The sequence below is a fragment of the Pararhodobacter sp. CCB-MM2 genome, from assembly GCF_001691415.1.
Lineage (GTDB): Bacteria > Pseudomonadota > Alphaproteobacteria > Rhodobacterales > Rhodobacteraceae > Pararhodobacter.
Genome location: NZ_LRRR01000026.1, coordinates 59,514 through 68,103, shown reverse-complemented (window position 1 = coordinate 68,103; position 8,590 = coordinate 59,514). Strand labels below are relative to the sequence as shown.

9 protein-coding genes and 1 pseudogene are annotated in these 8,590 nt (G+C 66.1%); 3 read left to right on the top strand and 7 right to left on the bottom strand.

Features of this window, described 5'->3' with window-relative positions; all coding sequences use genetic code 11:
- Positions 1 to 167: 167 nt before the first annotated feature.
- The 4 genes from BCY78_RS19170 to surE form a co-directional block, all read right to left on the bottom strand.
- Positions 168 to 1,328: a M23 family metallopeptidase gene (locus BCY78_RS19170; RefSeq protein ID WP_068305072.1), complete on the bottom strand. Its 1,161-nt coding sequence runs from the start codon at positions 1,326 to 1,328 to the stop codon at positions 168 to 170.
- Positions 1,329 to 1,632: 304 nt separating this feature from the next.
- A complete protein-coding gene (locus tag BCY78_RS19165; RefSeq protein WP_225293515.1) occupies positions 1,633 to 2,280 on the bottom strand; it encodes a protein-L-isoaspartate(D-aspartate) O-methyltransferase in 648 nt (215 codons plus the stop codon).
- Positions 2,277 to 3,224 carry a GIY-YIG nuclease family protein gene (locus BCY78_RS19160; RefSeq protein ID WP_068305057.1) on the bottom strand — a complete coding sequence of 316 codons (948 nt, stop codon included), beginning with the start codon at positions 3,222 to 3,224 and terminating at the stop codon, positions 2,277 to 2,279. The genes BCY78_RS19165 and BCY78_RS19160 overlap by 4 nt, the downstream gene beginning before the upstream one ends.
- Before the next feature lie 6 nt (positions 3,225 to 3,230).
- Positions 3,231 to 4,025 (bottom strand): 5'/3'-nucleotidase SurE, encoded by a 795-nt coding sequence (gene surE / locus BCY78_RS19155; protein WP_068305056.1) that lies wholly within the window; start codon positions 4,023 to 4,025, stop codon positions 3,231 to 3,233.
- 198 nt (positions 4,026 to 4,223) lie between these two features.
- On the opposite strand from surE, the gene BCY78_RS19150 reads away from it, so the two are divergent.
- From BCY78_RS19150 to BCY78_RS26200, 3 genes and pseudogenes are all read left to right on the top strand, one after another.
- Positions 4,224 to 4,640 (top strand): hypothetical protein, encoded by a 417-nt coding sequence (locus BCY78_RS19150; protein WP_068305054.1) that lies wholly within the window; start codon positions 4,224 to 4,226, stop codon positions 4,638 to 4,640.
- A gap of 97 nt (positions 4,641 to 4,737) precedes the next feature.
- Positions 4,738 to 5,229 (top strand): annotated as a pseudogene (locus tag BCY78_RS26205) (NAD(P)-dependent oxidoreductase); the annotation flags it as partial.
- The gene (locus BCY78_RS26200) at positions 5,215 to 5,667 is read left to right on the top strand and encodes an NAD-binding protein (protein WP_369808714.1); all 453 of its coding nucleotides are present in this window, start codon (positions 5,215 to 5,217) and stop codon (positions 5,665 to 5,667) included. The pseudogene BCY78_RS26205 and the gene BCY78_RS26200, both read left to right, overlap by 15 nt.
- A gap of 1 nt (position 5,668) precedes the next feature.
- Here BCY78_RS26200 and BCY78_RS19140 read toward each other — a convergent pair whose 3' ends face one another.
- The 3 genes from BCY78_RS19140 to BCY78_RS19130 all read right to left on the bottom strand — a co-directional run bounded on the left by BCY78_RS19140 (position 5,669) and on the right by BCY78_RS19130 (position 8,398).
- Complete coding sequence (locus BCY78_RS19140) at positions 5,669 to 6,634, bottom strand: LytTR family DNA-binding domain-containing protein (RefSeq protein ID WP_068305050.1); 966 nt, start codon at positions 6,632 to 6,634, stop codon at positions 5,669 to 5,671.
- A 154-nt stretch (positions 6,635 to 6,788) separates the two neighbouring features.
- Positions 6,789 to 7,709, bottom strand: a complete 921-nt coding sequence (locus BCY78_RS19135; RefSeq protein WP_068305048.1) for an ornithine cyclodeaminase family protein — start codon at positions 7,707 to 7,709, stop codon at positions 6,789 to 6,791.
- Positions 7,710 to 7,786: 77 nt separating this feature from the next.
- Positions 7,787 to 8,398 (bottom strand): MarR family winged helix-turn-helix transcriptional regulator, encoded by a 612-nt coding sequence (locus BCY78_RS19130; protein WP_158515960.1) that lies wholly within the window; start codon positions 8,396 to 8,398, stop codon positions 7,787 to 7,789.
- Between the last annotated feature and the right edge of the window lie 192 nt (positions 8,399 to 8,590).

Genomic DNA, 8,590 nt, shown 5'->3' with positions numbered 1-8,590 from the left:
ACTTCCGACGCTGGCTCAGGCCCCTTCCCCATCTTCGTTCTGAAAATATCCCGGGGGGTGAATTTGCGCAGCAAAGAGGGGGGCAGAGCCCCCCTTCTTCCGTCGTCCGAGACCTGCGTGCCGGAGGCATGCCGGGCGAGGGCGAAACTCCTCACCCGTCACGCGGGTCACTGCAGATAGGGCATCGGATCCACCGACTCGAAGCCCTCGCGGACCTCGAAATGCAGGAAGGACGGATCGCCGCTGCGCACCGTGGCGATGGCCTGCCCGCGCGACACGCGATCCCCGCGCGCCACCTGGATGCCATCGATATTGGCATAGACCGTCAGCAGGTTGTTCTCATGCCGGATCACCATGATCGGCACCTGATCGGTGTCCTGCGTGATTGCCGCCACCGTCCCCGAGGCTGCGGCGGTTACCGTCGTCCCGGCCGGGGCGCCGATGCCGATGCCGTCGTTGCGGCCCTGTGCATAGGCGCGGATGATCCGCCCCTGCACCGGCATCGCCAGACGCGGCCCCTCGGTGCGCTGGCTGCCCATGTCGGCCACCGGCGCCTGAGGCGTCGTCGTGCCCTGACCGGCCGGCGTGGGGTTCGTCGTCGGCAATGGGGTCGAGGCCGAGGGCGGCACCGGCGTGGGCGAGCCTTGGCCGGGCTGCGAGGTGGCGGGGGCCTCGGGCGTGGGCACCGCCGGTGCGGCGATCGGCGTCGGGGCCGGCGCGGCAAGGCCGGTCGCATTGAGCGGAGCCCCGGCCGGCGCGCCGGAAGAGGCTGCCGTGATCGACTGCGGCACGGGGATCATCAGGATCTGGCCCTCGCGCACGCTCAGATCGGGCGGCAAGCCGTTCCAATCGGCAATCGCGCGCGGCGAGACGTTGTAGAGGCGGGCGATCGTGTACGCCGTCTCGCCACGGGCCACGGTATGGCGCAAAGGCTCGCTGCCCGGCACGGTCGGCGCAGCGGTGCCGGTGTTGGCCGTCGGGCCCAGCGGGGTCGCGGTGATCGCGCCGCCGCCGTCCTCACCCACGCGCGAGGGCAGGACCAGAAGCTCGCCGCCCCGCATGACGGTGTCGGGCGCCACGGCGTTGTGGCGGGCCAGCGAGGCTGCATCAATGCCCAGACGGCTGGCGATCGTGCCGACGCTCTCGCCGCTGCGGGCGACGACGACCTGATAGCCGGGGTAGGAGATGACGCCACGGGCATCGGGGCTGGGGCGGTCACCGGTGACCGTGCGCGCAGCTTCGGCGGTGGTGAAGCGGTCCGAGGGACGCAGGTCCCAATCCATGCCGCTGCCCGAGGTGCAGCCTGCCAGCACAAGGCTGCCGGCCATCACCAAGCCCGTCAGCCGCAAACCGCGCTGACCCTCGGTCCGCGCCACGGTGCCAGCCAGTTTCACGGTGCCGGCTGCTTTCACGGCGGCAACGCCACCCAATTCCAGATCGCCCAAGTCTTCTCTGCTCATCCGTTCCACGCCCTTGGTCCCGTCCGTGGCCATGCCGGCACGCCTGCCGACCCGGTCCTGTGCGGGTGTTTTGTTCATTTATAACTGAAAACAAGGGGTGATACACCCCATCACCACAACGTGTTGTGGAAATCCGCCCATGGGACACGAGAAGACCCGTCCCGACGCCTGGTCAGTCCTTGGCCATCCCCTCGAGGAGCGGCACAAAACGAACGTCGCGCAATTCCTCGTAATCGTAGCCATTCTCCAGCTTCCGAACCTTGATCAGGCTTTGCACGGAATCCTGCAGACCCACGGGCACGACCATGATCCCACCGACCCGCAGCTGTGCCAGCAGCGGGCCGGGCGGATCCTCGGCGGCGGCGGTAACGATGATACGGTCGAAGGGCGCCTGATCCGGCAGGCCAAAACTGCCGTCGCCGGCCATGGCGGTGATGTTGTGCAGATCCAGCCGCTCGAAGACCGCGCGGGCCTCGGCGATCAGCGTCCGGTGCCGTTCGACGGTGTAGACCCGGCGCGCCAACTGGCTGAGGATCGCCGCCTGATAGCCCGAGCCCGTGCCGACCTCGAGAACCTTGTCGCGCGGCGTGACCTCCAGCGCCTCGGTCATCAGGGCCACGACCGAGGGTTGGCTGATGGTCTGGCCGCAGGCGATGGGCAGCGGCGTGTCCTCATAGGCGCGGTCGGCAAAGAAGCCAGTGACGAAGAGGCCGCGATCGATCTTCTCAAAGGCGCGCAACAGGACAGGGTCCGTCACCCCGCGCGACCGCAGGGTGTAGATGAAGCGCATGATCTGTTCGCGGCGTTCCTCGTCGGTCACTGATCGGTCTCCTGCTTCGCGGCCTGCGATTGTTGCCAGTCGTGGTACGTTTGCCGTGTGCCTTTGACGACCCATCGCGTACGGCCATTGGTGTTTCTGTCCAAGATGACAGAGCCGGCTGCTGATGGGCTTGAGAACGACCAAGGTTTGACAAACCACAGCCTGTGTGGGGTCGCCTGACCCCCAGTAAGCGGTGTAGCGGAAAGTACGCCGTCCTCAATGAGGCGCGCTTTGAGTCGGGCGTAATTATTGCTTGCAAAATTCATGTCCGCCAGCGCCTGCGACCCTTCCAAGACTACGAATTCACCGTCTTCCTGAACCGCTAAGGCGTGCACATCGATGGTGGTGTGTCGTAGTTCAAACTGTACTTCGCCAGTCGTGCGCTCTTCGATTGATCGGCTGGCTTCCACCACAGCCTTTGGCTGAGGTTTCAGCATATCCAGACCGATCACCGGCAAGATGATCCGAAGGTTCGCGAGGAATTGCTCCATGTTCGCAACGTCTGCTTCGGGCAGGCGCCTGCGCTGAAAATCTGGCTGCGTCGCGTTGTCCAGCGAGACGCGACCGGCAGCTCCGGCAAGCTGTATCAGCCGCGCTTCCAGATATTCGGCATGCCCTTTCGAGAGATCATCGTCACTGGTCGTCACCGTGATCGCGGTTTCCCAGAACTCCCGTTTCAAGGCGCTCTGCTTGATCCTTTCGGCGACAGAATTGCCCGAGCCGATGTAGACGCGCGTGACGCCGGCTGACTCGGGGTCCGGGCCGGACAGAATGTAGACCCCGGTCCGGTCCACTTCATCCCGCGCCGTCAGGTCGCCAAACGCAGAAGCTCCGGAAACGAAGAGCAAGCCTGTCCAACCGTGAATGGTCGCCTTCCGCAGTCCGGTCGGCTTCCCATCCACAAGGAACAGCTGAATCGTTCGCCCGAAGGCCTCCCCGTTCATCGCGGCTTACTTTCCTTCCAGGCGGCCCTTCAGGGTTTCCAGCGTGTCATGAGCGGTCAGGTCGCAGCGCATCGGCGTGACCGAGATCCAACCCTCAAGGTTCGCCGCCGCATCCGTACCCGGCAAGGTCGCCAGATGCTGCGGGCCGCCCTTGATCCACAGGAACTTGCGGCCGGAGGGCGAGATATGCGGCTCGACGCCGAAGGACGTATGGCGGCGGAACCCCTGCGAGGTGACCTTGGTGCCCTTCACCTCGGCGGCTGGCACGGGCGGGAAGTTCACGTTGTAGAACAGGCGGTAATCCTCATCGTCCCACAGGCCGTGCTCCAGGAGGTCGCGCACGACCTTCACGCCGTGCTCGATCGAGGGCTCGAACATGCCTCCGGCCATCTCCTCGGTCCGGGGGCCGAGGTATTGCGACAGGGCAATGGCCTTCATGCCTTGCAGCGCGGCTTCCATCGTGCCGCCGATGGTGCCTGAATAGAGCGTGTTCTCGGCGGCGTTGTTGCCCCGGTTCACGCCCGAGAGCACCAGATCCGGCTTCGCGCCTTCCAGCACCTCATAGAGGCCGGCCAGCACGCAATCGGCGGGGCTGCCCTCGGCGGCATAGCGGCGCGGGCCCAGCTTGGCGATCATCATCGGATGGGTGTAGCTGATCTTGTGGCCGACGCCCGATTGCTCGAAGGCCGGAGCGACGGTCCAGACCTCGCCGTCTGCGCCCGCGATCTCGGCGGCGATGGCTTCCACCACCTTCAGGCCGGGGGCGTTGATACCGTCGTCATTGGTCACCAGAATGCGCATGGATCGCCTTTCTTCCTTGCTTCTCCCTTGCTTAGTGCAGGGTCGCACGGGCGGCAAGCCGTGCGGACCCGCCCTGCGCCCCACGGTGTTTTTGCGTGATCGAGGGCGCTTTCCGTGCCACAGTTACGGCGTTTTATGACGGAATTTCCGGCCTCGCGCGGATTGGGCGGGCCATAACCTGTTCAAGGGAGAGACTGGATGACCAGAACGATTTTCGCGCTTCTCGCCTGTGTGGCGGCGACCCCGGCGCTGGCGGACGAGGTCTGGGACACCAACATGGGCGAGATCGCCTGGCTGGAGACGCGCGGGCCCGATGCCTATCTCGGCGTGGTCGATCCCGATGGCACGACGAGCGTTCACCTGATGGTGCCGGGCCTTGGGGCCGACATGATGGGCGGACGCGGGACGTATACCGGGGTTTGGGTCGCCGGCGAGGGGGATGTGGCCTGTGTCACCGACATGGTGGCGCCCGATGGGTCGAAGTCGTCCTATTGGGGCAGCTTCACCATCACCTTCGTCAATGACGACTTCCCCTCGGATTTCGCTGGGGCCTATGGCGATTGCCTCGATTTGCCGTCGATGCCGCTGCAGGCGCATGCGCGGTACGCGCAGTAACCCCCGCAGTCGCAGGTGACGCGACGTCGCATTCCGCGAGCGACGCTTTGCCTGTCGCCTCTGGACGCGCCGGGCGCGGGAGGCGTGCCAGCCTGAAGTCCTTGGCAGACAGGAGGCAGGGATGCGCTACGCCTATATCGGCTTGGGAAATCTGGGGGGGCACCTCGCGGCCTCGCTGGCGGGGGCGGGGGCGGGGTTCGAGCTGGTCGTGCATGACCGCGACCCGGCCGCCCGCGCGCGCTTCGACGCGTTGGGGGTGGCTTGGGCCGACAGCCCGGCCGAAGCGGTCTCGGGCGCGGATGCTGTCTTCACCTGCCTGCCCTCGCCCAAGGTGAGCGAGGCGGTCTTGGCACAGATCCTGCCGGCGATGAAGCCCGGCGCCGACTGGATCGAGATGTCCACCTTGGGGCGCGAGGACGTGCTGCGGCTGGCCGAGCGCGCGCAGGCGGCGGGCATGGGCGTGCTGGAATGTCCGGTGACGGGCGGCGTGCATCTGGCGGCGCAGGGCAAGATCACCGTGTTGGCGGGCGGCCCGGCCGAGGTCGTCGCGCGGCACCGTCCCGCGCTCGACGCGATGGGCGGGCAGTTCTTCCACATGGGCGAGCTGGGCTCGGCGGCGATCATCAAGGTGATTACCAACATGCTGGCCTTCATCCATCTGGTCGCCGACGGCGAGGCCCTGATGCTGGCGAAACGCGGCGGGCTGGATCTGAAGACGGCCTGGCAGGCCATCGCGGCTTCGTCCGGCAATTCCTTCGTGCATGAGACCGAGGGTCAGCTGATCCTCAACGGCAGCTACGACATCGCCTTCACCATGGATCTGGCGCTGAAGGATCTGGGCTTCGCCATGGGCTTCGGGCGCGAATTCGGCGTGCCGCTGGATCTGGCCTCGACGGCCGAGCAGACCTTCCTGAAGGGGCGCGCAGCCTATGGCGGGGCGGCGCAATCGACGCAGATCGTGAAGCTGCTGGAGGACGTGCTGGGGACCGATTTGCGTGCCGAGGGGTTCCCGGCGCGACTGGAGTGACCTACTCGGCCGCCTTGCGCCGCTCGTCGAGGGCTTCGCGCAGGGCGGCCTTCTGCCCGCGCGAGACCGGGATCACCATGCCATTCGTGGTGGTCAGCTCCGTTCCGCCATTCTCGGTCCGGGCCATATCGGTCACATGGTCGAGGTTCACCCACCACGAGCGATGCACGCGCATGCCGTCGAACCGGCCGAGATCACGCTCGGCATCCGACAGGCGCATCAGCACCTGATCGCTGCCCCGCGTGGTCGTCGCTTCGACGTAATGGTCCTGTGCCCGCAGGCAGATCAGCTCTTGGCCCAGTTCTTCGGGCAGCTTTTCGAATAGCAGCGGGACGGCGTCGGCCGCGGGCTCGGGCAGGGGCTCGATCGCGGGCAGGGGCATCACGCTCCCCTCGGGCAGGGCGGGCACAAGATCGTTGGCGGGAGGATGGCTCTCGGTCTCGAACCGGGCGCCAAAACGGCTCTCGAAATCGCGCCGGCGGGCCAGTTCGCGGCGATCCGCTTCGGTCGAGGCGTTGACGATCAGGTTGATCAGCACCATCGGCACCGCGACATAGCTGAGCAACGGCAGGCCGGGCGGGTCCGCGGGCAGGCCGATCACCACGATGTTCATCAGCCAGACGAAGGCCAGCCCGATGGGCGTGGCCGCCAGCGAGGCCAGCACGATCACCGGCACCCAATGCATCCGGTCGCGGTTGATCGCCCGGGCGACGATCGACACCGTGGTGATCAGGATGCCCAAGGTCAGGATGACGATGGTCCAGTACAGGAAGCGGCCCTGCAGGGTCAGGTTCTGCATCGTGTGGAAGGGCCCCGCCACGGCGGCCATGACGATGCCGGCGCCATGCAGCCACCAAAAGCTGCGGCGAAAGATGAAGTCCTGCGCTTCACGAAGCGCCAGTTTCAGGGGCGTCCCGCCGGTATCTCCCGATACCAGAGGGGCGGAATTGTTTGCGTCACCCACCACGGTGCTCGCTCCCTCCCAAGAATCCCGAGACTTCAAACCCGCCGGAGCGCCTTGAAGTCAAGGGATTAAGATGGAACTACGACTTTAGTGCCATATGCGGGCGGACTGGAAAGAACATTTCACGCAGCGCGAAATGCGCCGTGATTTCAGTCGCTCAGCGTTGCGATTCCCGCCAGCGGGCGAGGATCATCCGGCCCGTCATCAGGTCCAGATGCGCGCCGCCGCCATTCTTGAACAAGGTGATCTCATCCGCGGTCATCCGCCCCACCTCGCCGGCGACTAGCTGGTGGAAATCCCCCAGCACGTCCGCCTCGGTGATCGCGCCCGAGGCCAGCGGGATCATCAGCTCGCCGATATGGGGCAGGGTGGTCGCCCGGCTGTCCACGAAGACGCGCGCACGCTGCAGGGCGGTGTCGTCGGCTTCGCGCATGTCGGGGGTATAGGCGCCGATCAGGTCGATGTGCTGGCCGGGCTGCAGCCATTCGCCTTTCAGCACCGGCGCGCGGGCCATGGTGCAGCAGGAAATGATCTCGGCCTCTGCCACGGCGGCTTCCAGATCCGTCGCGGCCGTCACGTTGTGGCTGTCGGCCAGTGCCTGCGCGGCCTCGGGGCGGCGGGCCCAGACGGTGATGTCGAGATTCGGCTTCCAGGCCCGGAAGGCCTCGATTAGCGAGGCGGCGACATTGCCGGCGCCGACGATCAGGTAGCGGTTGGCCTCGGGCCGGGCCAGCAGCCGCGCGCCCAGAAGCGAGTCGCCGGCGGTTTTCCAGCGGGTGATCAGCGCGTTGTCGATCACGGCCTCGATGGCACCCGTGTCGTCATTGAAGATCAGCATAGCGCCCTGAATGCTGGGCAATCCGCGTGCGGTATTGCCGGGCATGACGCTGACGGATTTCACGCCGATGCCCATGCCGTCGATCCAGGCAGCGCGCGACAACAGGCGGTCATCGCCACGCGACAGCAGCACATCCTCGATCTCGGCGGGCGGGCGGCGGTGGCCGGCGCGCATCGCCTCGGTCAGGGCGATCCAGTCGAGAAGGGGTTCGACCGCCTCGCGGGTCAGGACAGGGATCATCGCAGCCTCCGTTTTGACGCAGAGTGCGACCCGTCAGGGGCCAAGTCAACCGGGGAAAGGCGTTGAAATAGCGCGGCTTAGCGCTTGTTCGCGCCGGGCGCGAAATCGATGCACAGGGTGCTCATGTCCTGCCCCGACAGCATCAGCTGCGTGCAGCGGCAGAAGGTGCTGTCCGGCTTCGACGTGTCGCAATGGCCGCAATCGCCGCATTTGCCGAACACCGGGGCGGCGCGCTTGCGTGACAGCTGTTCGGCCAGCTCGCCCAGCGTGTCGCGGAAGGCCGCGCGGCGGGCCGGCGGCAGCTCGCGGATGCAGGCGATCAGGTCGGCCAGCGGGTCATGTTCCAGCTTGGAGCGCCCGGCGTCGGTCAATTCGATCAGGAACGAGCGTCCGTCGCTTTCGTGCGCGCGCTTCTCCAGCAGGCCCAGTCCGATCAACGACTTGACGGTCTGCGAGGCGGTGCCGCGCGTCGTCGCGTTGAACTCGGAGAAGGCGGACGGCGTGCGCGAGAACCGGTTGGCCGAGGCGAAGTAGCGTAGCGCCGTCCATTGCACCGCCGTCAGGCTGCAATCGGCACTGCCGCCGTGGACCAGTCGCGCCAGATGCAAAAGCAACTCAGCCGAGTGGCAAGGCGTGGCCTCACTCTCGGGCTTGGGCATCGGGGGCATCATGGGGGCGGGTTCGCTCATGCCGGCGGAGGTAATCATACCGTCGCAAATGGCAAGGGGGAACTTCACCGAAGCGTCGCGTCAGCCGCGTTAGGGTAACCGAAAGACTAACCGATTTCCTCGGACTCGCTTGACAGCTAAGAACCCAGATAGTAGCGTATCGAAACAATATGAGTGCGAGACGCTATTATCTGGCGTGAGAAGGAATGAGTA

Excerpts from the sequence above, each read along its gene's own strand:
- BCY78_RS19160 (WP_068305057.1), bottom strand. The coding sequence starts at position 3,224 with ATGAACGGGGAGGCCTTCGGGCGAACGATTCAGCTGTTCCTTGTGGAT.
- surE (WP_068305056.1), bottom strand. The coding sequence starts at position 4,025 with ATGCGCATTCTGGTGACCAATGACGACGGTATCAACGCCCCCGGCCTG.
- BCY78_RS19150 (WP_068305054.1), top strand. The coding sequence starts at position 4,224 with ATGACCAGAACGATTTTCGCGCTTCTCGCCTGTGTGGCGGCGACCCCG.
- BCY78_RS26200 (WP_369808714.1), top strand. The coding sequence starts at position 5,215 with ATGGGCGGGCAGTTCTTCCACATGGGCGAGCTGGGCTCGGCGGCGATC.
- BCY78_RS19130 (WP_158515960.1), bottom strand. The coding sequence starts at position 8,398 with ATGAGCGAACCCGCCCCCATGATGCCCCCGATGCCCAAGCCCGAGAGT.
- BCY78_RS19135 (WP_068305048.1), bottom strand. The coding sequence starts at position 7,709 with ATGATCCCTGTCCTGACCCGCGAGGCGGTCGAACCCCTTCTCGACTGG.
- BCY78_RS19170 (WP_068305072.1), bottom strand. The coding sequence starts at position 1,328 with ATGGCCGGCAGCCTTGTGCTGGCAGGCTGCACCTCGGGCAGCGGCATG.